Source organism: Arthrobacter sp. PGP41, from assembly GCF_002953935.1.
Taxonomy (GTDB): Bacteria; Actinomycetota; Actinomycetes; order Actinomycetales; family Micrococcaceae; genus Arthrobacter.
This window is the reverse complement of the sequence record NZ_CP026514.1, coordinates 4,022,322-4,045,141: the sequence shown is the minus strand read 5'-3', so window position 1 is coordinate 4,045,141 and position 22,820 is coordinate 4,022,322. Positions and strand designations below refer to the sequence as shown.

The following is a 22,820-nucleotide window of genomic DNA, read 5'->3' as shown; positions in this document are numbered from 1 at the left end:
GACACGTCACGGACGGCAGCCTTTTGGCATTGGGGCCTTACCTCGGCCTTGATTTTGCGGGGGTCTGTGGCCGTGAGGGTCGCAAAAGGGTGCTTGCAGTGACGGCACTGCCGGCTCGACTGTCCACATACCGCAGGGTGCCGCTGCCAAACGCTCCTCAAAGTGGCCACCATGGCCCCATGGAAGTGTCAAAGGCCTTGGAACGTTGCGGCGGTGCTGCCCGCCGGCCCGCGCTTGCCCGGCTCGGCGTGGACGATGCCGCCCTTCGCCGCGCCGTCCGCGGCGGGGTTCTGCAGCCGGAACGAGGACTTTATGCGCTTCCGACGGCGCCTGCCGGACTCGTTGCCCTGCTGCGGAACCGGGAGCTGCTGACCTGTTCCAGCGCCGCCGGCTACCACAGCCTCTGGTCCCTGCCATCGGCCGGACCCCGCCACGTTTACCACCGGAGGGCAGCCGCCGTCCGGGCCGACGCGGTCCACCACGCGGGATTGCTGCTGCCGCCGTGCGCGAACCGGCCGGTTGCAGCCCTCGCTGATGTCCTCATTCACGCGTTGCGATGCCTTCCGTTCGCTGAATCACTGGTCATGGTGGAGAGCGCTGTGTCCAGGGGCGACATGACAGTCGGGTTCCTCCAGCAGCGCCTTCCCGGCAAGCGCAACGGCAAAGCGCGGGCGGTCCTGCAGTGGGTGGACCGGGGCGCGGATTCACTCCTTGAGACGCTGGCGCGGACCTACTTCCGCCAGGCGGGCATCTCCGTTCAGCCTCAGGCCTACCTGGAACGGGTGGGGTACGTTGACCTGCTGCTGGACGGATGGCTGGTGGTGGAACTGGACGGGAGGCACCACGCCGAGTGGAACCAGGTCAAGAAGGACCACCGGCGGAATAACGAGTCCGTGCTCCAGGGATACACAGCCCTCCGGTACTACTACTCGGACGTGGTGTACCGCCCGGAAGCCATGGTGGCCCAGGTTCTGGCGGTTCTGGGTCGCCGGCGCTAGCAAGCCGCGCATCACGCGGAGCCCGGTTTTGGAGACTTGCGGAGACGGGAAACGCGGCAGTCCGGGGAAATGTCCGGAGGCTGAGGCCAAAAACGTGCCCTGCTTGACGGAGGCAGGCCACCGGCCGTTGTGGCGGGGCCTAGAAGCTCAGCACCGGCGTGACCTTGACCGAGTCTCCTGAAACGTCCAGCCGGGTGGTGAAGCTGAAGTCCACCTCTTCGCTGAGGGGGTACCAGGCGCCGGTGAACAGGTTTTGCTGGAGGGCCTCAACCCTGGCTTTGCCGTCGAGCGGAGCCACCACCCAGCGGCCGTCGAAGGGCTCGATGGAGACGTTGGGGTACTCGGTCACGGTCCACTTGATGCTGCCGTCCTGCACCCGGTTGTTGCTGGCGTAATAGAACGGGCAGTCCGGCTGGAGCTTCTGCTCCTTGGCGGCAACGGCTGCGCAGCTGTCCAGGAATTCCTTCACCTTCGCCGACACGTCCTTCTTCAGCGTGTCCGTGGCCTGGGTAAGGAGGTTGAGCGGTGCTACGGGGGCGTCCCGCGCCGTCACGGTGGCCCTGGTGGGTGACGCCGAAAAGTACTGGCCGTTCACGGTGGCCTCGTACTCGCCCGGGTAGAACACCGCAAAGGAGTTCCGGCCGTTCGGCATGTTCACGGGCACCCCGTTGACGGTGGCCTCGCTGGCATTGACCACGGTGATATCTATGGTGGGAAGCCTCGACGGCACAAAGGCCCACGTGTTGAAAAAGATCCACTCGGTTCCGGTTTTCTCCAGCAGGAACTCGGTGCGGAGCCGGCTGCCGTCAATGGTGTATTGCATGGGCACCATGACCTGGTTGTCCGGACGTTCCTCCGCGTCACCAATATCCACGTTGGTGAACCGGGACGTCGCAGTCTGCAGGGCGGTGCCATCCAGCATGGCGGCGTTGCTGGGCGGCACAGTGGCCTTAAGCAACCCCAGGGCTTTGCCGCCGTCGCCGCTTTGCAGTGCCTCCAGATACTCGCGGACCGGCTGTTGCGGGCCGGCCACCGTATTGTTGACCATGTTCACCGCAACGACGGCTCCGGCGACGGCAAGCATGAGTCCCAGCAGCCATCCGGCCGCGATCCTCACCAACGCTTGACTCATCTGCACTGTCATTACGTTACCTGCCATGCGGCCGACGGCGGCAGTCGGGCGTGGCGGATGCGGTACCTGGTCAGCGGCGGCGCCGCCGGGACGACGTGCCGAACACCCCGCGCAGCAGCTCGCGGCCAAGCTGCGTGCCAATGGACCTGGCCATGCTCTTCAGGCCGCCGCCCAGCGCATCACCCAAATCTCCCATCATCGAGTCGCGCGCTTCGGGCCGTGGTTCCCGTGGCTCTTCCGCACGGGTGCGGCGCGTGCCATCGCCGGAAGCTGCCGGCCGGCTGCTGGGCCGGCCGAGGATCTCTTCTTCGATCCGGCGTGCCTCGGCATCGATGTCGGCCGCGCCCGGAACTCCCTCCCGGCCATCGGCAGCCGGCCCAGTGGGAGCGGCAGCCTTCCCGGAAAGCTTTTCGAAGGCCGATGGATTGTCCACCGCCGTTCCGTACTTGGCCAGCAGGGCTGAAGCCGCCACGGTGCTGCGGACCAAAGCCTCGTCGCTCGGACCCATCACGGACTCGGGCGCCCGCAGGCGGGTCAGCGCAACGGGGGTGGGGGCACCCTTCTCATTCATGACGGTGATGACGGCTTCGCCGATGCCGGCGGACGTCAGGGTTTCCTCGAGGTCGTAGTCGCTGAGCGGAAAGGTGGACACGGTGGCCTTCAGCGCCTTGGCATCCTCGGGGGTGAACGCGCGGAGGGCGTGCTGCACCCGGTTGGCGAGCTGGCCCAGGACCTCGGCGGGGACGTCCTTGGGGGTCTGGGTGACGAAGAAGATCCCCACGCCCTTGGAGCGGATGAGACGGACCGTGGTGGTGATGGCCTCCAGGAAGGCCTTGGAGGCGTCGTTGAAGAGGAGGTGGGCTTCATCGAGGAAGAACACCAGCTTGGGTTTGTCCAGGTCGCCGGCCTCGGGGAGGTCCTCGAACAGGTCGGCGAGCAGCCACATCAGGAAGGTGGAAAACAGCATGGGCTTGGTCTGCAGGGTGGGCAGCTCCAGGCAGGTGATGACGCCGCGGCCGTCCGGGGCGGTCCGCAGCAGCTCCGCGGTATCGAACTCGGGTTCCCCGAAGAACCTTTCCAGCCCCTGCGCCTCAAGGCTTACAAGCTCGCGCAGGATAACCCCGGCGGTGGCTTTGGACAGCCCGCCGAGTTCCTCGAGCTGGTCCTTGCCCTCAGCCGACGTCAGGAACTGGATCACCGCCCGGAGGTCCTTCAGGTCAATGAGTTCCAAGCCGTTCTTGTCCGCGAAATAGAAGACAAGCTGCAGGTTCGATTCCTGCGTGTCGTTCAGTTCCATGATCCGCGAGAGCAGGATGGGCCCAAAGGAGGACACCGTAGCCCGCACCGGGACGCCGTTGCCGTCGCCGCCCAGGGCCAGGAACTCCACAGGGAACGTTTTGCCCTGCCATGGCTGCCCGATGCCCTCCGTGCGCGCAGTGAGTTTTTCACTGCCGACGGCGGCGGTGGCCAGCCCGGAGAGGTCACCTTTGATGTCAGCCAGGAATACCGGCACGCCGGCGGTGGAGAGCTGCTCGGCCATCATGTGCAGCGTGACGGTCTTGCCCGTGCCGGTGGCACCTGCCACGAGGCCGTGCCGGTTCATCATGGAAAGCGGCAGCCGCACCGGCGCGTCCTTGTGGAGCTCGCCGTCCACGATCGCGGCTCCCAGCTCTATGGTGGCGCCTTCCAGCGTGTAGCCCTTCCGGAGGGTGGCAAGCTTCTCTGCTGTGGTTTTGTTGGCCATGGCGTTAGCTTAGCGGCGGCCGCAACCCCGCACCGGTCCGTGCTCGTGACTAAGGTCCGCTTGGGCGGGTGGCAGCTTCGTTGGAAGGGCCGACGGCGCCGTGGTGAGTGCCGCCGTCGGCCCCTCTTTGGGGACGGTTTCGTCGGATGCCCTCAGGCTGCAGCTGCCTGCAAGGCAGCACCCACCACGCCCGCAGAGTTTTCCAGGCTGGCCGGGATGACCGGGGCGCGCAGTGACAGGCGAGGCAGGTATTCGTTGCTGCATTCCGAAATTCCCCCACCGATGATGATCAGGTCGGGCGAGAAGAGGAACTCCACATGTGACAGGTACTGTTGGAGCCGGTCCGCGTACTCAATCCAGTTGAGCCCTGCATTTTCGCGGGCGACGGCCGATGCCCGGGATTCTGCCTTGTGCCCGCCGACTTCCAGGTGCCCCAGCTCGAAATTGGGTACCAGCTTTCCATCAACGATGAGTGCTGATCCGATGCCCGTTCCCAACGTGAGGACCAGGACAACGCCGTGTTTGTCCTTCCCGACGCCGTAATGGGCTTCTGCCATACCAGCGGCGTCGGCGTCATTCACCACGCAAACAGGCCGGCCAAGCCGTTCCCGCAAGTAGGCCTGAACATCCAGTCCGATCCAGCCGGCGTCCATGTTTGCTGCCGACCTGGCCACTCCGTGTTGGACTATCGAGGGGATGGCGACGCCGACAGCAGGGGCGCTATGGCCGGGGCTTTCGGATTCGAGCTCGTCGATGAGCTGGTCCAGCGTGTTTGCGACTGCATCAACCGTGCCGCAGGCAGGTGTCCGGAGGCGACGGACGCCGCCAACCGGGGTGCCGCTGCCCATGTTGATGATTGCGCCCTTGATCCACGTCCCGCCGACATCGATGCCGATCCCGAAATCCAGTCCGGACGGCACGTCCGTGGTATCGGTCGAGGGTCCTGCCATCACGCTTCCTGGAGCCAGGCCGTGGCTGCTCCGGGCAGGGAACCTGCCGTGAGCGGCGAACTGGAGACCAGTACCTTGCCGGCGGGCAGTTCGAAGGCTTCCGTGCCGAAGTTCGTTACGGAGGTCCCGCCGTTGGGGCGCCGGAAGGCCAGGACGTCAGGCCGGCCGGTTTCCAGCCATTCCAGCGCTTCGGTGGTCTGCAGCCGTGACCGCAGGGCCAGCGCCCTGCGGTAGAGGGACAGGGTTGACTCTTCCCGGGCCTGCTGGGCTTCCACTGAGTAGCCTGCGAACCATTCCGGTTGCGGCAGGTGGGCACCGCCGATCCCGAAACCGAACGAGGTGCCCGAGCCTGTCCAGGGCAGCGGCACGCGGCAGCCGTCGCGGCCGATTTCCACGCCTTTGTTGCGGAAGAAGGCCGGGTCCTGGCGTTCTGCGTCGGGGATTTCGCTGCCGACTTCCTGCAGGCCCAGTTCCTCGCCCTGGTAGAGGTACGCGGAGCCTGGAAGGGCGAACATCAGCAATGAGGCGGCTCGGGCGCGGCGCAGGCCGAGTTCCACGTCGACGTCTTCCTGCCTGCCGCCGGCCAGCAGCCACTGCTTGCCTGCCTCGCCGGCCATGATCCCGCCCTCGGCCGAAGGTCCGGAGACCGGCAGCCCGTAGCGTGTGGCGTGCCGGACGACGTCGTGGTTGGAGAACACCCACGTGGAGGAAGCGCCGGAAGCCTGGGCCTCGGCGAGGTTCTTGGTGATGATCTTCCGGTACTGGGCGCCGTCAAAGTCTGCCTGCAGCAGGTCGAAATTGAAGGCCTGGCCGAGGCCCTCCGGGCTGGCGTAGCGTGCCCGGCGGTCTGCGTGGACCCAGGCTTCGGCAACAGCGGTGCGCGGCGGGTTGTACTCGTTGAAGAGCTTGCGCCACTCGGCATAGATCTCGTGGACTTCGTCGCGGTCCCAGTACGGATGCGCACCCGCAAGGTACAGCGCCTCGCCCTGGGTTTCGAGGTCTGCCTTGGTGGGCAGGGACTCTTCGAGGTTCTTGGTCAGGGCATGGGCGACGTCAATGCGGAAACCGTCCACTCCCCGGTCGGACCAGAAGCGCAAGGTCTTCAGGAAGTCTTCGCGAACCTCGCGGTTGTCCCAGTTGAAGTCCGGCTGTTCCTTGGCGAAGATGTGCATGTACCACTGCCCCGGAGTTCCGTCGGGTTCTGTGATGCGGTCCCAGGCGGGACCGCCGAACACGGAGTCCCAGTCTGACGGCGGAAGTTCACCGTTGTCGCCGAGTCCGTCGCGGAAGATGTAGCGGTCGCGGGCGGGGGATCCCTTCGGGGAGGCGAGGGCTTCCTGGAACCACTCGTGGCGGTTCGAGGAGTGGTTGGGTACGATGTCCACGATCAGCTTGATGCCGGCGGAGTGCAGGGCGGAGGCCATGTCGTTGAAGTCCTCGAGAGTGCCGAGCCGCGGGTCAACGTCACGGTAGTCGTCCACGTCATAGCCGCCGTCGGCGAGGGCTGAAGGGTAGAACGGGCTCAGCCAGACCGCATCGATTCCCAGGGCCTTCAGGTAAGGGACCTTGGCGGTGATGCCGTTGATGTCACCGATACCGTCGCCGTTGGAGTCGGCGAAGCTGCGGGGGTAAATCTGGTAGACCGAGGCCTGGCGCCACCAGTCGGGGTCGGTCATCTGTTTGGGCCCGGTGCTGGTTGCCTTGGTGGCGATAGAGGGCAAGACTTGGTCCTTTACTTTTGTGTCTGTGGTCGGTTGGGCCGCTGGGGTCACTTGACTGCGCCCTGGGTCAGGCCGGACATTACCCAGCGCTGGGTAAAGAGGTAGACGACGATCGCCGGCGCCATCGCCATCAGGTACGAGGCGAAGGCGACGTTGTAGCTGTTGCTGAACTGCGTCTGGAAGATCTTCTGCAGCACCGGGATCGTCTGCAGTTCCGGGTCGGAAATGATGAGTGACGGCATCATGAAGTCGTTCCATGACGCGATGAAGGCGAAGATGCCCACCGTGGCGCTCATCGGCCCGAGCAGGGGGAAGATGAGCTTCCAGAACACCTGCCACGTGCCGGCGCCGTCAATGCGCATGCTTTCCTCCAGCTCCAGCGGGATGGAGCGCAGGAAGGCCGTAAAAAGCATCGTGTTGAACGCCAGGGCAAAGACGATGTGCAGGATCGCAACGCCGAGTGGATTGTCCAGTCCGATAAGGCCCGTGAGCTGGATCTGCGGCAGCGCCACCACGGGGAACGGGATGAACATCGCCGCGAGCAGGTAGAAGAAGGACCAGCGGAAGAGCCGGCGGTCCCAGTTGCGGACGATCGCGTAGGCTGCCAGCGCCGACACGATGATTTCCCCCGCAACGGCGGTCACGGACACGAACACCGAGATTCCGAAGCCGCGCGGGAAGTTCGTGAGCGTCCATGCCTGGACGAAACTGTCGAAGGTCAGGGGGCTCGGCAGCGAGAAGGCGTTGCCGTCCACCGCCTGGCCGGTGGTTTTGAACGCCATGCTGATGGTGACGTACAACGGGACGAGCACGCTGAGCGTGCAGACGATAAGGACGATGGTCGCAGGCCAGTTGCTGCGTTCTTTGACGGCGCGGATCGGATGTTTCTTCCCGGCGGCCGCGGGTCCTGCTGTGATGGTGCTGGGTGCGCTGCTCATGCTGCGACCCCTCCTTTGCCACGAGTGAAGCGAAGCTGGATGAGTGCGATGACGATGCTGATGAGGAAGAAGATCACGGCATTGGCCATCTGGTACGCGTAGTCGCCGCCTTCGAAGCCGCGGAAGATCGACATCGCGACGCTGCGTGTGGCGACTCCGGGGCCGCCGTCGGTAAGGCCAACGATGATGTCGTAGGCGTTGAGGTAGTTCTTGAAGCCAAGGACCATATTGATCACCGCATACCCGGCGACGAGCGGCAGGGTGATGTGCCGCAGGTTGTGCCAGGGCGAAGCTCCGTCGATGGAGCTTGCCTCGTAGACCTCGGCAGGAACCGTGAGAAGCCCTGCGATGTAAATCAGCATCGCACTCGGAATGGACTGCCACGCCGCGACGAAGACGATCGCCAGCCACGCCAGATCGGGGTTGGCGAGGATGCTCGTCGCCAGCGGTTCGATTCCCATGCTTTGGCCCACAAGCGGCAGCGAGTTCGAGAAGAGGTACTGGAAGACGAACGCGATGACGATGCCCGAGATCACCATGGGGATAACGAATATTGTGCGCAGTGCAGCGCGGAAGCGGACACGGGACGTGAGTCCCAGCGCCAGGAGGAAGGCCACGGCGTTGACGGCGATGACGGTCACGAGCGCAAAGGCGAGCGTGAAGCCGTAGGCGCTGAGGACCCCTTCATCCTGGAAAACCGCTATGAAGTTCCGGATGCCGATGAAGTCGAAGTCGCCGAAGCCGACGGAGTTCGTGAAGCTGTAGACGAATCCGAGTACAGCCGGCAGCGTGACGGCGAGGGTGAAAATCGCCAGCGCCGGGAACAGGAAGAAGTAGTAGATCGGATCGAGGCGGCGCTTTCGCGCAACCGTCGCTCTGGTCGCTGCCGGGGCCGTCACCACCGCTCTAGTGGAAGGCTTAGTCGTCGATGACATGAATGGTCCTCGTTTCGTGCATTAGAACGGAAGTGGTGGTCACGCGCGGAAAGCCAGGCGCGCCCAGTCGGCGTCAAGCCGGCGCAGTGTGCTCTCGACGTCGGCGCCGCCGATGATCGACTGAAGATAGTTCGCGGCGGGAATGGAGTTCGGAATGAACTGTGAGGCTCCCATGTAGAAGCGGCCGTCGTCGTAGTACTTCTGCATCTCAACGATCCGGGGATCAGTCACCGCTGGCGCGTCCTTGGTGGTGCCGAAGCCCAGGAATTCGGCGTTGTAGGAGTTCTGGATCTCCGGCTCCATGAGGTATTGAAGGAAGTCGCGGGCACCCTCCTGGGCGTTGGCGACTTCGGGAACCCAGAGCGAAAGGTCGATGTTAACGCGGACCTTCAGGTCGGCGGGGTCGCCGGTCATCGGCAGCGGAAAGGTGCCGAGATCCACATCTGTGCCGGCCTTTTCAATCTCTCCGAAGGCCCAGGGCCCCTGGAAGTACATCGCTGCCTGCCCCTGCGCCATGGCAGTGTTGCCGTCCCCGTAGCCGCGGCTGGACGCATCGGGGTTGACGTACGACGTCAGCTGGACCATGCGCTTCACTGGCTCAAGCAGCGTTTTCTGGAACGACACCTCGGAATCCGGTCCGACCTTCTCGCCGATCCGGTGCATTGCCTTGTAGAAGTCGCGCACGTCGACCATGCCGCCGACCGTGTAGTCGAACAAGCCCTGGGCAATCGTCCAGGGGTCGCGGAAAGTGCCGTAGATCGGTGTGATGCCGGCTGCCTTGAGCACCTCGCATACCTCGATCAGTTCATCCCAGGTTGTCGGGACGGACAGCCCGTTCTGCTCGAAGATGCGGCGGTTGTAGATGACTGAGGCAGCCATGACCGAGTAGGGGATGACGCTCGTACGGCCCGGGTAGGTGGGATACCAGTTCGTAAGGTCGAGGACGTCGTCCCGGATGGAAGCCGCTGCCGGAAGATCCGAAAGGTCCGAGAGTGCCCCGCGCTCCATGAACCTGGCCATCTCAAGGTTGTAGTTGAGGCAACCGAGATCCGGCGGACTGCTGCGCACAAAGCTGGCAGAAAGATTTGTCGCCATGTCATGCAGGACGCGGACCTGGTCCTGCGACGAAGAAAACTTTGCCGCCAGATCGCGGAAGTATGGGACAGCTTCAGGTTTGGACTGGTGGAACGTGACGGTGGGGCGTGTGCCTCCCGGTGCACAACCGGCGAGGGCGAAAGCGGCCAACGCGCCCCCGGAGGCGGCAAGGAAGGTGCGACGGGAGACTCGCGTCCCGGCGGACGTCAAAGGTGGCAACATCGGCTCCTAAGTCGAATTTATTTGGATCTTATATTTAGGTCCTATATGAGGATGAGGGATGCGGGCGATATCGTCAAGGGATGGATACGACGTCGGCGAGCTCAACGCAGCTGTTGCGGCAAATCAACTCCGATGCACTGCTTCGCTTCGCCCTCGAGGAACAGGTGTTCACAGCCGGGGAGGCCATGGCCGCGACCGGGTTGACACGCGCCACGGTACTCGGCGTCTGTGACGGGCTGGTCGACATTGGCTGGCTTGAGGAAGTGGAGGACGGGCAGTCCGATGGCCGTACTCATAAAGGCCGGCCGGCCCGCCGCTACCACGTGCGTGAGGCTGCCGGCGTTGTTGTTGGGCTGGACGCGGGGGAGTCCTACTTCACGGCCATCGTCGCCGACCTGCGCGGCCGCGAGCTGAACACGCGTCGGCAAAGTATGGACTCGCATGCGCTGGGGCGTGCCGGCCGCGGTGCGAGTGCACGAGAGATGATCCGTCTGACCCTCCACGACATCGGACGCACCCTCGACGACGTTTTACTCACCGTCGTCGGCGTTCCCGCGCCGATCGACGCTTATGGCATGTCCCCTGAAGGCGACTTCTGGCATCTGATGAATTCCGGCTTCGCCTCCCATCTGACGGGCATGGTCATCGTCGAGAATGACGCCAACCTCGCCGCTATTGCCGAACGCGCCCACGGCCCCTCAGCTAATCAAGCAACGTTGCTGACAGGCGAGCGATTCGGCGCCGGCCTGATCGTCGATGGGCACTTGCTGCGAGGACCGCGGGGCGGCGCAGGCGAGATGCGATTCCTCGACACTCTTACCGCCGGCAAGTTCGTGCCCGATGAAGGGGGCACGGACGGGTTTGGCGCACTTGCGCGGAAATGGGCACGCTCGCGCGTTCACTCATACGAGGGCAAAACCATGCTGCGGCATATCCCCGAGGGGGAAATCACCGCGGAGGACGTATTCCAGGCAGCCCGCGAGGGAGATCCGTTCGCAGCGGACATCATCGCCCGGCTCGGCGACCGACTGGCGCGGATTGCGGTTGTGCTCTCCAGCCTCCTGGACGTTGAACGCGTCATCATCGCAGGAGGGATTTCACGGGCTATCGAACCTGTCCTCGAACACGCACGCAGCCTGCTGCCTACGGATTCGGACCTGCCGCTGCCGGAACTCGTTGCGAGCACATTGGGAGCAGAGGTGGTGGTCAAAGGCGCCATCGAGTCCGCTTTGACACGGATCAAGCACGAACCTGGCGCGTTCCTCCCGCGGCCGCCCGTTCCTGAAGAGCTGCGGGGCAAACTCCGTTGAAACCGGTAGGCCGACGGCGGGAGGGGACCTTGGCCCTTTATCAACGGAGGCCTTGGAGGAACGCTAAAAGAAGGGACGACGGCGGCACTGAGGTGAGTGCCGTCGTCGCCCCTTCCTTGAAGACCGTCAGCTGACGGTGTAGGACACTGGCCCTAATGCACTTTGGCGTCGACCGAGTCCAGTTCCGCCGGAGCCGCCGGAGCCGCTGGAACAGCCGGACCTGACGACGGGTGCGCCGCAACCGCGGCGGCATGCTCCGCCAGCACCCCCGTCTGGTGCCGGATTTTCAGCCGGTACAGCAGGGCCCCGCCGCCGGCGACCGCTGCCACAAAGAGCACCCCGCCCCACTGCAGGTACCACTCGAACGGCGGCACCGAGTTGTAGATCTCCTGGCGCGGCCACACCAGGTTTACCGTCATGGCACCGCCCCAGAGGACCGCGAGGATGTTCACGGGCAGTCCCCACTTGCCCAGGCTGAAGCCGGGCTCGGAGCCGTCGCTAGCCAACGGCCATTTCTTCAGGAACCGGTTGCGCAGCAGGGGAACGGTGACCAGCAGGTAGGACAGGTAGATCAGGACGATGCTGATGCTGGACATGATGGTGAAGATTGCCGGCTGCATCACGTTGACCAGCAGCGGGATGACGGCCATAACGCCGATCACGATGGCAGCGACAGTGGGGGTCCGGCGGACCGGACACACCTTGCCGAGCTGCCGGCTGAACGGCAGGTTGTTGTCCCGCGCCATGGCGAACATCATCCGGATCGCGGCGGCGTGGACGGCCAGGGTGCAGACCACCACGGCCACCACGATGCAGGCGAGGAAGGCCTTGCCGAAGGGGCCCCCGAGGACGGAGAGCACCAGGTACTGCAGCCCGCCGTCGGCGGCCCCGAGCTTGGGGTCGGCCAGGTCCGGAGCGGCGAGGATGCCAAAGAGCAGGATCAGCCCGCCCAGCACGAAGGACGCCGTGATGGCGCGCAGGATGGCCTTGGGTGCCGTGCGTTTGGGGTCCTTGGTTTCCTCGCCCAGGGAGCTGGCGGTGTCGAAGCCGTACATCACGTAGCCGGAGGCCATGGCGCCGATCAGGAACACGCCGAAGAAGCCGAGGTCGTGGCCTTCCCCGAAGCCTGCGGTGTCGAAGAAGACCTCAGGCCCCCGCACCACGTGCCACCCCAGGGCGAGGATCAGCAGCACGGCCGCGATCAGCTCCACGAAGACGCCGATGCTGTTGATCCTGGTCATCAGCTTCACGCCGAAAGCGTTGATCATGGTGGAAATGCCGATCATGATGCTCGCCAGCAGCACGCCGTTGAGGGCGAAGTCGTAGGTGCCGGTTCCGTCTCCGATGAGCTGGAAGCCGGACCAAAGTTGCGGCAGGGTGAGCTGCAGCGCCAGGGCCACGGCGCCGAGCGCCACGATGGACGAGATGAGCAGCAGCCAGCCGGCCAGCCAGGACCAGGTCCCGGAGGCCAGCCGCTTGGCCCAGTTGTACACCGACCCCGCCACCGGGTACCGGCCAGCCAGTTCGGCGAAGCACAGTGCCACCATCAGCTGGCCGGCGAAGACTAGGGGCCAGGACCACGCGTATGCCGGGCCGGCCATGGAAAAGCCAAAGTAGAACAGTTGAAATACGCCGGTGAGGATGGAGATGTAGCTGACCCCTGCCGCGAAGCTGGCAAACTTGCCGATGCTCCGGTCCAGGGTCTGCGTGTAGCCAAACTCGTCCATGCCGCTTGAATCAATACTCTTGCTGGGTTCCGCCATGTGGACTCCTAAATCAGAAAAGCACGATAGTGATGACCGGCCGGCTGTGGCGCATGGAAGGTTGATGCCCTGCCGCCGGAACCTTGCCGCTTAGGCGAGGGACGCGGTGAGCTCCATTTCTTCCATGGTCATGGTGTCGCCGGCCCGGCCGGCGCGGATGAGGTCCGCACAGCGTTCGCCGATCATCATGACGGTGATGTTGGGGTTGACGGTGACGTGTTCCGGCATGACCGACGCATCGGCCACGCGCAAGCCGGTGACGCCCTTGACCCGCAGTTCGGAATCCAAAGGTGACATCCCGTCGTCGTCCGGCCCCATCCGGACGGTGCCCACCGGGTGGTACACCGTGTTGTGGGTCTTGCGGATGTAATCCTGCAGTTCTTCATCCGTCTGCGCCTCGATGCCGGGCGAGAGTTCCCTGCCGGTCCATTCCGCCATGGCGGGCTGGGCGGCAATTTCACGGGCCTTGCGGATGCCGGCCACCATGACGCGCATGTCGTGGCCGTCGGGGTCCGTGAAGTAGCGCGGGTCCACCATGGGCTTGTCGCGGAAATCCCGGCTGCGCAGCCGGACGGTGCCGCGCGAACGGGCGTGCGTGACGTTCGGGGTGAGGCTGAAGCCGTTCTCCGTGGTGGGGTAGCCGTGCCGCAGGGTGTTCATGTCGAACGGGACAGAGCCGTAGTGCATCATCAGGTCCGGGCGGTCCAGGCCGTCCTCGGTGGGGGTGAAGATGCCGATCTCCCACCACTGGGTGGAGGTCTGCACCATCGGCTGCTTCGCCTCGAACTGCACCACGCCTTCGGGGTGGTCCTGCAGATGCTCGCCCACGCCGGGGGAGTCCACCAGGACCTCGATCCCGTGCTGCGCGAGGTGTGCTGCCGGGCCGATGCCCGAGAGCATCAGCAGCTTGGGCGAATCGATGGCGCCGGTGGACAGGATGACCTCGCGGTGTGCGGCGAGCCGGTGCGTCCGGCCGAAGGCAGAATCCACCACGTCCACCCCGGTGCAGCGCTTGTCCGCGTCGAAGACCAGCTGGCGGGCGCGGAGGCCGGTCAGCAGGGTGAAGTTTTCGCGCTCCATGATGGGGTGGATGTAGGAGACCGAGCTGGAGGACCGGGTGCCGTCCGCGCGGCGGTTGATCTGGAAGAAGTTGGCGCCGTTGACCACGGTGGTCCCGGTGTTGAATTTGGCGCGGGGAATGCCGGCCTGTTCACAGGCATCGAGGAGAGCGATGCCGGCAGGATCCACCGGGGGCACGTTCATCAGGTGCACGGGGCCGGAGTCCCCGTGGTGGGGCGCGTCCGGCCCGGCGTCCTCATTGGTCTCCAGCCGCTTGTACAGCGGCCAGGCGGTGTGGGCGTTCCAGCCGGCGGCGCCGTACTTGGACTCCCACTCGTCCAGGTCTTCACGCGGGGCCCAGAAGGCGATGCAGGAGTTGTGGCTGGAGCAGCCGCCCATGACTTTGGCGCGGGCGTGGCGCATAAAGGAGTTGCCGTTCTCCTGCGGTTCCACCGGGTAGTCCCAGTCGTAGCCGGACTCGAGCAGCTCCATCCAGCGGTCCAGCTGCAGGATTTCGGGCAGGTTGCGGTCATCCGGTCCGGCCTCCACGAGGGCCACGGTCACGTCCGGATCCTCGCTCAGCCGGGCGGCAACAGCGGCTCCGGCGGATCCGCCGCCGATCACGACGTAGTCGAACCCGCGCTCGCTGAGGTCCTCGATGTTGTCGTAGTGCATCTAGTTCTCCTTGCCGTGGTCCGCGAACCAGCCGGTCACCTGGGGGCTGGTGTTCTGGTAGATGTGCTTGGCTTCCTGGTACTCCGCGAGGCCGGTGGGGCCCAGCTCGCGGCCGACGCCGGACTGGCCGAAGCCGCCCCACTCCGCCTGCGGAAGGTAGGGGTGGTAGTCGTTGATCCAGACCGTTCCGTGCCGCAGCCGGGATGCAACGCGCTGTGCCTTTCCGGCGTCCTGGGTCCAGACGGCGCCGGCAAGCCCGTAGATGGTGTCGTTGGCGGTGGCCACGGCTTCGTCCTCCGTGCCGAAAGTCTCCACGGTCACCACCGGGCCGAAGGCCTCTTCGATGACCACGGACATGCCCCTTGCCACGCGGTCCAGGACGGTGGGCTGGTAGTAGAAGCCGCCGTCGTACTTTTCCCCGGCCGGCGCCGCGCCGCCGCACCGCAACCGCGCTCCTTCCTGGATGCCGCGCTGGACGTAGGCGTGGACCTTGTCCCGGTGGGCCGCGGAGATCAGCGGCCCGGTTTCTGCAGCCTCGTCGAACGGGCCGCCCAGCCTGATGTCCTGTGCCCGCCGGACCAGCTCGTCCACGAAGCGCTCCGCGATGGATTCCTCCACCACCAGGCGCGCTCCGGCCGAGCAGACCTGCCCGGAGTGGACGAAGGCGCCATTCAGGGCGTTGTCGACGGCGGCGTCGAAATCCGCGTCCGCGAACACGACGTTGGGGTTCTTGCCGCCAAGCTCCAGTGCCACCTTTTTGACAGTGCCGGCGGCGGCCGCGGCGATGCGCTTGCCGGTTTCCAGGCCGCCGGTAAAGGAAACGAGGTCGACGGCGGGATGTTCCGAGAGCGGTGCGCCCGCCTCCGCGCCGGGTCCGGTGACGAGGTTGGCGACGCCGTCCGGCAGGCCGAGGTCCTGCAGCAGCTGCATGGCCAGGATGGCGGTGGACGGGGTCAGCTCGGAGGGCTTGAGGACAAAGGTGCAGCCGGCGGCCAGGGCTGGTGCAATCTTCCACGCGGCCTGGAGCAGCGGGTAGTTCCACGGAGTGATGAGGCCGCAGACGCCTACGGGCTCGTAGACGATTCTGCTGGCGACGGCCGGGTCCCCGGCGTCCACCACGCGGCCGGACTGCTGCCCGGCGAGCCGGCCGAAGTATTCGAAGCAGGCGGCGACGTCGTCCATGTCGATGCGGCTTTCGGCGATCCGCTTCCCGGTGTCCAGTGACTCGGCGCGGGCGAACTTTTCCCGCCGCTCACGGAGTTCCTCGGCAACCTTGAGCAGGAAGGACCCGCGCTCGGGCGCCGGAACACTTGACCAGACTCCGGAGTCGAAGGCCGCCCGGGCCGCAGCGATGGCCCGTTCGGTGTCTTCCCGGCCGGCCTCGGAGGCTGTGGCGGCCAGTTCACCGTCGGCGGGGTTGTGGATTTGGCGCACTGCGCCGGACGCTGCCGGTTCCCACGCGCCGTTGATGAAGAGGGTGGATGCTGTCTCGTGGTTGGACGGTGTGGCGTAAGTCATACGGAGGACAGTAGCGGAGGTTGAACGACTGTTCAATACCTATCTTGAACAAACGTTCAAGATTACGGAGAACCAAGATTACGGAGAACCAAGATTACGGAGAACGGGGAAGCCGCCGGGACGGGACGTTCTTTACTGCCCCTGAAGCGCGTCCTGGCTGCTCGCATCGCCCGGCGGTGCGAAGGCGATCTGCTCCGTGCGTGCGATGCTCCGCTGGATGGATTCCTTGTCCACGCCAAGAAGCGACGTCAACCACATGCCGTTTTGTATGACCACAATGTCGGATGACCGCGCGCGGCATTCCTCCCAGGAGAGCCCTGGCAGGGCGTTGGACACCAATGCCGCCAGGCCGTCGATATAGCGGTCGAAGGCGGCAGCATTGATCTGCGCATAGTCCTCGTCTGCCTGCGCGAGGGCCCAAAGGTGCAGGCGCAGGGACAGGTAGCGTGTGGTCAGCAGGTCGGCCCCTGCTACCCGCCGCAGGGACTTGCGCAGCTGCTCGTCCGGGGGAGACGAGGGATCCTGCGCAACCAGCAGGAGGTCGTGCTCGTCCACCCGGCGCAGGGCCGCGCGGATCAGGCTTGTCTTGTCGTCGTAGTAGTAGTTCACCAGGCCCAGGGCCACCCCGGCTTCGCGCGCCACCGCACGCATGCTCACCCCGGAAATGCCGTGGCGGGACAGCAGATCGAGCGCTGCTTCGAGGATGCGGGACTGCCTGTCAGTCTGTTCGCCATTGTTCACTGTGGTTGTCCCCATCTGGCCAGACTATTGCCAAACCCGTCACGAGTGCACTTTCGGGTTCAAGCCGCGGGGCAGGGCCTGGGTCCTTCCTGGAATCCGGCGTGTGCGTTACAGCTGTTCCGCGATCTCATCGCCGGTGCCGATGGGTTGGTGGGACGTACCCCGGCCGCAGTTACCAGCTCACGATGAAGGCGGCAGACGGCTCCTCGATCAGCGCCAACTTCAAGTTGAAGTAGCGCCAGCAGCACCGGCGCCCAAGGACGTGCGCCGCACAGAAGGGGCCCGGTCACCAGACCGGGCCCCTTCTCTGTCTGCGGTGTGGGCTAGCCCAGCGCCTTGATAACTTCCTTGGCCACGTCCTCGCTGGACTGCGGGTTCTGGCCCGTGATCAGGTTGCCGTCCCGCACAACATTGGACGTCCAGGCGGCAGCGTTTTCGATGACCGCACCCTTGTCCCTTAACGCGTCCTCCACCAGCCACGGCGTGTTCTCACCGGTGCCGCCGCCCAGTTCCTCCTCATTGCTGAACACCGTGAGGCGACGCCCCGCGAAAACGAAAGCGCCGCCGTCGTCCGTTGCGCTGAGCAGCCCGGCGGGACCGTGGCAGAAGGGCGCGATGACCTTGCCCTCCCTGTCCGCGGCGGCCAGCAGCCGGCCGAGGTCGGCGTCCTTGTACAGGTCGGCCATGGGCCCGTGCCCGCCCGGCAAGACCACGGCGTCGTAGGAGGAGAGGTCGACGTCGGCAAGCACCAGCGGGCGCGAGAGCTCGCCGTCGATCTTGGCCAGGTAGTCGCGGAAGCCCTCTGCGCGCTTTTCGCCGCCCGCGGACTCCGCGGCGAGGCTCACCTGGTCCACGGTGGGCCTGGCGCCCCCGGGGGTGGCGATGTGGACAGTGTGGCCGGCGTCCAGCAGGGCCTGGTGTGCCACCACCAGTTCCTCCGCCCAGAACCCGGTGGGGTGTTCGCTGCCGTCCTTCATGGTGAGGGAATCGGCGGCCGATACAACCATCAGAATGCTTGCCATAATGCTGCTCCTGTCCGCGCTTCCCTACTCGCCCGCTGCTTCAAGTTCAGCGTAGGTGTCCTCGTCCAGCGTGACACCGGCCGCGGCCAGGTTTTCCTCCAGGTGCTTCACGGACCCGGTGCCCGGGATCGGCATCATCACGGGGGAGCGGCGCAGCAGCCAGGCCAGTGCCACCTGTGATGTGGTGGCACCCAAACGCGTGGCGGCCTCGTCCAGCGGCCCTCCCGGCTGCGCAAGCTCACCTGCGGAAATGGGAGCCCACGGAATGAAGCCGATGCCGTTCTCCTCCGAGTAGCGCAGGACGTCCTCGGAGCTCCGGTCCGTCAGGTTGTACCGGTTCTGGACAGTGGAGACAGTGAAGTGCTTGCCGGCCGCCTCAAGCTCCGCCACGCTGACCTGCGAGAGGCCCAGCGCCCGGACCTTCCCCTCATCCTGGAGCTCGCGGAGCACACCGAACTGCTCATCGGCGTCCACCTTGGGATCGATCCGGTGCAGCTGGAGCAGGTCCAGGGTGTCCGCCTTCAGCTTCCGCAGGCTCAGTTCTGCCTGCTGGCGCAGGTATTCGGGGCGGCCCACGGGGATCCACTTGCCGGGCCCGGTGCGGGTGAAGCCCACCTTCGTGGCGATCTTCAGTCCGTCGTTGTACGGGTACAGCGCCTCGGCCAGGATTTCCTCGCTGATGTTGGGGCCGTAGGAATCTGCGGTATCGATGAAGTCAACGCCGAGTTCGACGGCGCGGCGCACCACCTCCACGGCGGCCCGGCGGTCCGCGGGCTCACCCCAGACGCCGTCACCCACGATGCGCATGGCACCGAAGCCGAGCCGGTGCACGGTTCCCAGATCCTTCAAATCGATCGTTTCGGACAGTTCCAACTGGTTCGTTGTCTCTAGGCTCATAGGGGCGGCAACATCCTAAGTTTGCTGAGTATTCCGCAGGTTCCAGAAATAAGCCGGGCGCCGCCGCCGTTATGCCTTTCGTGCCCGCCCGCGACCCGGCGGGCACATTCCTGCGAAACATTCCCGAAAGGCCGGCACTTACCGTGACTCTTCCACTCTCCATCCTTGACCTGGCAACCATCGGCAAGGGCCAGACGGCGGCGGAGAGCTTCGCGGGCAGCGTGGCCATGGCGCAAAGCGCTGAAAAGCTCGGGTACCGGCGCGTCTGGTACGCCGAGCACCACAACATGTCCTCCATCGCGTCCTCCGCCACCAGCGTGCTCATTGCCCACGTGGCCGCCCACACCGAAAGCATCCGGCTGGGTGCCGGCGGCGTCATGCTGCCCAACCACTCGCCGCTGACCATCGCGGAACAGTTCGGCACCCTGGAAACCCTGCACCCCGGCCGCATCGACCTCGGACTGGGCCGCGCCCCCGGCAGCGACCAGAACACCATGCGCGCACTGCGGCGTGACCCCATGTCCGCGGACAGCTTCCCGCAGGACGTGCTGGAACTCCAGGGCTACCTCACCGGCCCCACCCGCATCCAGGGCGTTGAAGCAACGCCCGGCAAGGGCACCAACGTGCCGCTGTACATCCTGGGATCCTCCCTCTTCGGCGCGCGCCTCGCCGCCCAGCTGGGACTGCCGTACGCCTTTGCCTCCCACTTTGCGCCGAACGCCCTGCAGGATGCCGTGGCCCTGTACCGCCGCGAGTTCAAGCCCTCCGCCCAGCTGGATGCCCCGCACGTCATTGCCGGCGTCAACGTCATCGCCGCGGATTCCGCCTCCGAGGCGCAGGCCATGCTGCAGGCCACCAAGCGTGCCCGCGTGTCCCTGTTCTTCGGCGGCGGCCGCGAGTTCACCGACGACGAAGCGGACATGATCCTCGACTCCCCGCAGGGCCAGCACGTCAGCCAGATGATGACCTACTCCGCGGTGGGCACTCCCGACGTCGTCCTCGATTACCTGGACGGTTTCGGCCGGCACGCCGACGCCGACGAACTCACCGTGGCCCACCAGAGCACCGGCACCGAGGCGCGGCTGCGCTCCGTGGAACTCCTGGCCGAGGCTGCCGGGCTGGTCCGGGTGTAGCGGGCGGAGTCCTGCGCGTCACGCCCAGCACCCTTTTGGGGAGGCACGACGGCGGGTTCCCCGGTTCCGCGGGGCAGGCACCGGCGTCGTGGTCCAAGAAGCTGCCCTGCGTGACGCTGCCCTGCGTGAGCGCGGCGCTGTCCGTCGGACTTTTACACATACGCAATAAAGAGGACTTTCGGGGGAAACTGCCGGGGCTGACCATGGGAACTGCCCCCTCGGGAATTACTGGGATTCCCGGGAGGGGCACCAACCGGTAGTCCGCGGGCGATCCAGCGGCTGTAGTCCCGGCCTGGTCCGGCCTCAAAGGGGTACCCGCATGCCGACGCCGTTGAACCAAAGCGTGGCGGATTCCGCACTGCTCACCCGGTCCCTTCCGCTGGACATGCTCCGCGCCTTCATCCAGTCGGATGCGGCGGACAACGGCCTGACGCCTGCGCTGCTGGCCGAGCTGAAAGTGCTGGCGCGTGTTCCGGGATTGCTGGTGGCCTGCAACTACGGCGGGACCCTGTGCGACGCCGAAGGGATCTCCACCGAGATCCTGCCCCTGGGCAATGCGGCGATAGCCCTGCGCGCCTTGGCTGCCCTGCCGAATACCCACGCCGCCATCATTTCGGGGCGCTCGCTCCGCGACCTTGCGGCGGTGTCGCGGCTGCCCGTTGAGGTTCACCTGATTGGTTCGCATGGCGCGGAGTCGGACATGGGCTTCGCGCACGCGCAGACCCTGGCCACCGAGTCGGTCCTGCAGAAGGTCAACGCGGAGCTCAACGAGGCCGTGGGATTCCAGAAAGGCATTTGGATTGAACGCAAACCCGTGGCCGTTTCCGTCCACACCCGCCCGGCGCCGCCGGACGTGGTGGAGTCCGTGACGGAAACCGCCCGGGAGATTGCCCGCGCCCACGGGCTGTTCTTCATTGTGGACGGTTCCGTGCTGGACCTGTCCGTCGTGGAACCGTCCAAGGCCGAGGCACTGGAAAACCTCCGGTCACGGCTCGGGGCAAGCGCCGCCATGTTCGCCGGGGACGCCTACAGTGACGAGCTGGCCATCGCCACCCTGCGCGGGCCGGACCTCGGACTTAAGGTCGGTCAGGGGCAGACCGCTGCGGCCCACCGCGTCCGCGATCCGGAAGCCTTCGCCCGGGTCCTGGCCCTCCTCTTCGAGCTGCGGCGGGCCTGGCTGTTCGGCGAGGACGCGGTGGGCCTTGAGCGGCACACGATGATCGGCAACGGATCCTCCACCGCGCTGCTGACGCCGGACGCGAAGGTCTGCTGGATGAGCCATCCGCTGCCGGATTCCGGATCACTTTTCGCCCACATCCTCGGCGGAGACGCGGCCGGCCACTTTTCCGTGGAGCCGGTCAAGGCCTCCCAGGTGCTGGGGCAGCGGTACGTGGACAGCACCATGATTGTTGAGACCCGGTGGGCGGACGTCACGGTCACGGACTACCTTGAGCCTGCGCCGGACGGCATCACCAGTCTGGTCCGGGTGCTGACCGGCCATGGAGCCGCCCGGATTACTTTCGCTCCCCGGCCGGACTACGCCAATGCCCCGTTCAGCATGGAGGCCCGCGGCGGGGAACTGCATGTGGTGGGGACCTCGGAGCCCATCATCCTGTTCGCGCCTGGCATCACCTTCAGCATCACCTCGGACGGGCGCCATGCCACGGCCACGGCGGCGGTGAACCTGCAGGACGGCCCGGTGGTGCTCAACCTGCGCTGCGGCGATACCGAACCGCAGCCCGCGGACCCCGGCGGGGAGACGGAGAGGCGTGCCGGAGTGGCCCTGCACGCACGCCAGTGGGTGCAGAGACTTGTCCTGCCGTCCGTCAAACCCTCCCTGGTGCGGCGGTCGGCCCTGGTGCTCCGCGCCCTGGTCCATGAACCCACCGGCGCCGTCCTCGCAGCCCCCACCACGTCACTGCCGGAGGGGATCGGCGGCACAAGGAACTGGGACTACCGGTACTGCTGGCTGCGGGACGGGTCCATGACGGTTAACGCGCTGGTGGACCTCGGCTCCACGGCGGAGGCCGCGGGCTTCCTGGCATGGCTGGGCCGGATCCTCGAACATGCACCCGGCCCCGAGTGGCTGCACCCCCTGTACTCGGTGACCGGCGCGCCGCTCTCCACGGAGGCCGTCGTCGACAGCCTCCCGGGGTACGCGGGCTCACGTCCGGTCAGGATCGGCAACGCCGCGGACCACCAGGTCCAGCTGGACGTTTTTGGCCCGGTTGCCGAACTGATCCACGCCCTGAGCGAGCGGGAGGGTGCGCTCGCTGAGGGCCACTGGGACCTGATGGTCCAGATGGCCTCGGCCGTCCAGGCCCGCTGGCACGAACCGGACCACGGCATCTGGGAGGCCAGGCGCGCAGCGCGCCACCACGTCTATTCCAAGGTGATGTGCTGGGTGACGCTGGACCGGGCGCTGCGGACGGCCGCCCGCCACGGCCGGGAGCCGGACCCGGCCTGGGCTCCCCTGGCGGGCACCATCCGCGCGGAGGTGCTGCGCGAGGGCTGGGACGAGTCGGCGAGGTCCTACACCGTGGCCTACGACAGCCCGGACCTCGACGCCGCCGTCCTGCACATCGGGCTCTCCGGCCTGCTGGACGTTTCGGACCAGCGCTTCCTGGACACCGTCACCGCCGTGGAGCGGGAACTGCGCGTGGGTCCCACCGTCTTCAGGTACAGGTACGACGACGGCCTGCCGGGCCTGGAGGGCGGGTTCCACATCTGCACCACCTGGCTGATCGAAGCGTATGTGGCCGTGGGCCGCATCGATGAGGCCTGGGACCTGTTCGACCAGCTGGTGAACCTTTTCGGTCCCACCGGGCTGCTGCCGGAGGAGTACGATCCCGGCACGGAGACACACCTGGGGAACCATCCGCAGGCGTACTCGCACCTGGGCTTCATCCGCTGCGCGCGGCTCCTGGACGCACACCAGGGCAGGCGATAGCGGGCCCCGGTCGTGGG

Annotated in this window: 17 protein-coding genes; 4 read left to right on the top strand and 13 right to left on the bottom strand. The window is 66.0% G+C overall.

What is annotated here, in order from left to right:
- Positions 1–179 precede the first annotated feature (179 nt).
- Positions 180–998 (top strand): endonuclease domain-containing protein, encoded by an 819-nt coding sequence (locus C3B78_RS18555; RefSeq protein WP_199775294.1) that lies wholly within the window; start codon positions 180–182, stop codon positions 996–998.
- A gap of 139 nt (positions 999–1,137) precedes the next feature.
- Here the strand turns inward: C3B78_RS18555 and C3B78_RS18550 are convergent, their stop codons facing one another.
- From C3B78_RS18550 to C3B78_RS18520, 7 genes are all read right to left on the bottom strand, one after another.
- Complete coding sequence (locus C3B78_RS18550) at positions 1,138–2,130, bottom strand: hypothetical protein (RefSeq protein WP_199775293.1); 993 nt, start codon at positions 2,128–2,130, stop codon at positions 1,138–1,140.
- Positions 2,131–2,200: 70 nt separating this feature from the next.
- A complete protein-coding gene (locus tag C3B78_RS18545; protein WP_104999372.1) occupies positions 2,201–3,874 on the bottom strand; it encodes a helicase HerA-like domain-containing protein in 1,674 nt (557 codons plus the stop codon).
- 152 nt (positions 3,875–4,026) lie between these two features.
- Positions 4,027–4,824: a polyphosphate--glucose phosphotransferase gene (ppgK, locus tag C3B78_RS18540; protein ID WP_104999371.1), complete on the bottom strand. Its 798-nt coding sequence runs from the start codon at positions 4,822–4,824 to the stop codon at positions 4,027–4,029.
- Entirely contained in the window at positions 4,824–6,500 is a 1,677-nt protein-coding gene (locus tag C3B78_RS18535; protein WP_104999370.1) for a glycoside hydrolase family 13 protein, read from the bottom strand. The genes ppgK and C3B78_RS18535 overlap by 1 nt, the downstream gene beginning before the upstream one ends.
- A 92-nt stretch (positions 6,501–6,592) precedes the next feature.
- Positions 6,593–7,483 carry a carbohydrate ABC transporter permease gene (locus tag C3B78_RS18530; protein ID WP_104999369.1) on the bottom strand — a complete coding sequence of 297 codons (891 nt, stop codon included), beginning with the start codon at positions 7,481–7,483 and terminating at the stop codon, positions 6,593–6,595.
- A complete protein-coding gene (locus C3B78_RS18525; RefSeq protein ID WP_104999368.1) occupies positions 7,480–8,418 on the bottom strand; it encodes a carbohydrate ABC transporter permease in 939 nt (312 codons plus the stop codon). The genes C3B78_RS18530 and C3B78_RS18525 overlap by 4 nt, the downstream gene beginning before the upstream one ends.
- Before the next feature lie 39 nt (positions 8,419–8,457).
- Positions 8,458–9,735: an ABC transporter substrate-binding protein gene (locus C3B78_RS18520; RefSeq protein ID WP_199775292.1), complete on the bottom strand. Its 1,278-nt coding sequence runs from the start codon at positions 9,733–9,735 to the stop codon at positions 8,458–8,460.
- An 80-nt stretch (positions 9,736–9,815) separates the two neighbouring features.
- Here C3B78_RS18520 and C3B78_RS18515 point away from each other — a divergent pair, with 80 nt between their 5' ends.
- Complete coding sequence (locus C3B78_RS18515) at positions 9,816–11,045, top strand: ROK family transcriptional regulator (RefSeq protein WP_104999366.1); 1,230 nt, start codon at positions 9,816–9,818, stop codon at positions 11,043–11,045.
- Between the two features lie 152 nt (positions 11,046–11,197).
- On the opposite strand, the gene C3B78_RS18510 is transcribed toward C3B78_RS18515, so the two are convergent.
- The 6 genes from C3B78_RS18510 to C3B78_RS18485 form a co-directional block, all read right to left on the bottom strand.
- Positions 11,198–12,808, bottom strand: coding sequence for an APC family permease (locus tag C3B78_RS18510; protein ID WP_104999365.1), 1,611 nt, complete (start codon positions 12,806–12,808; stop codon positions 11,198–11,200).
- Between the two features lie 90 nt (positions 12,809–12,898).
- A complete protein-coding gene (locus C3B78_RS18505) occupies positions 12,899–14,542 on the bottom strand; it encodes a GMC family oxidoreductase (RefSeq protein WP_104999364.1) in 1,644 nt (547 codons plus the stop codon).
- A complete protein-coding gene (locus C3B78_RS18500; RefSeq protein ID WP_104999363.1) occupies positions 14,543–16,060 on the bottom strand; it encodes an aldehyde dehydrogenase family protein in 1,518 nt (505 codons plus the stop codon). It lies immediately after the preceding gene.
- Positions 16,061–16,192: 132 nt separating this feature from the next.
- Entirely contained in the window at positions 16,193–16,816 is a 624-nt protein-coding gene (locus C3B78_RS18495) for a TetR/AcrR family transcriptional regulator (RefSeq protein WP_104999362.1), read from the bottom strand.
- A 308-nt stretch (positions 16,817–17,124) separates the two neighbouring features.
- Positions 17,125–17,823 carry a type 1 glutamine amidotransferase domain-containing protein gene (locus tag C3B78_RS18490; protein WP_104999361.1) on the bottom strand — a complete coding sequence of 233 codons (699 nt, stop codon included), beginning with the start codon at positions 17,821–17,823 and terminating at the stop codon, positions 17,125–17,127.
- A 24-nt stretch (positions 17,824–17,847) separates the two neighbouring features.
- Positions 17,848–18,720, bottom strand: a complete 873-nt coding sequence (locus C3B78_RS18485; protein ID WP_104999360.1) for an aldo/keto reductase — start codon at positions 18,718–18,720, stop codon at positions 17,848–17,850.
- A 143-nt stretch (positions 18,721–18,863) separates the two neighbouring features.
- On the opposite strand from C3B78_RS18485, the gene C3B78_RS18480 reads away from it, so the two are divergent.
- The gene (locus tag C3B78_RS18480) at positions 18,864–19,853 is read left to right on the top strand and encodes an LLM class flavin-dependent oxidoreductase (protein WP_104999889.1); all 990 of its coding nucleotides are present in this window, start codon (positions 18,864–18,866) and stop codon (positions 19,851–19,853) included.
- Between the two features lie 319 nt (positions 19,854–20,172).
- The gene (locus C3B78_RS18475; protein WP_199775291.1) at positions 20,173–22,803 is read left to right on the top strand and encodes a trehalase-like domain-containing protein; all 2,631 of its coding nucleotides are present in this window, start codon (positions 20,173–20,175) and stop codon (positions 22,801–22,803) included.
- The last annotated feature ends 17 nt before the right edge of the window (positions 22,804–22,820 follow it).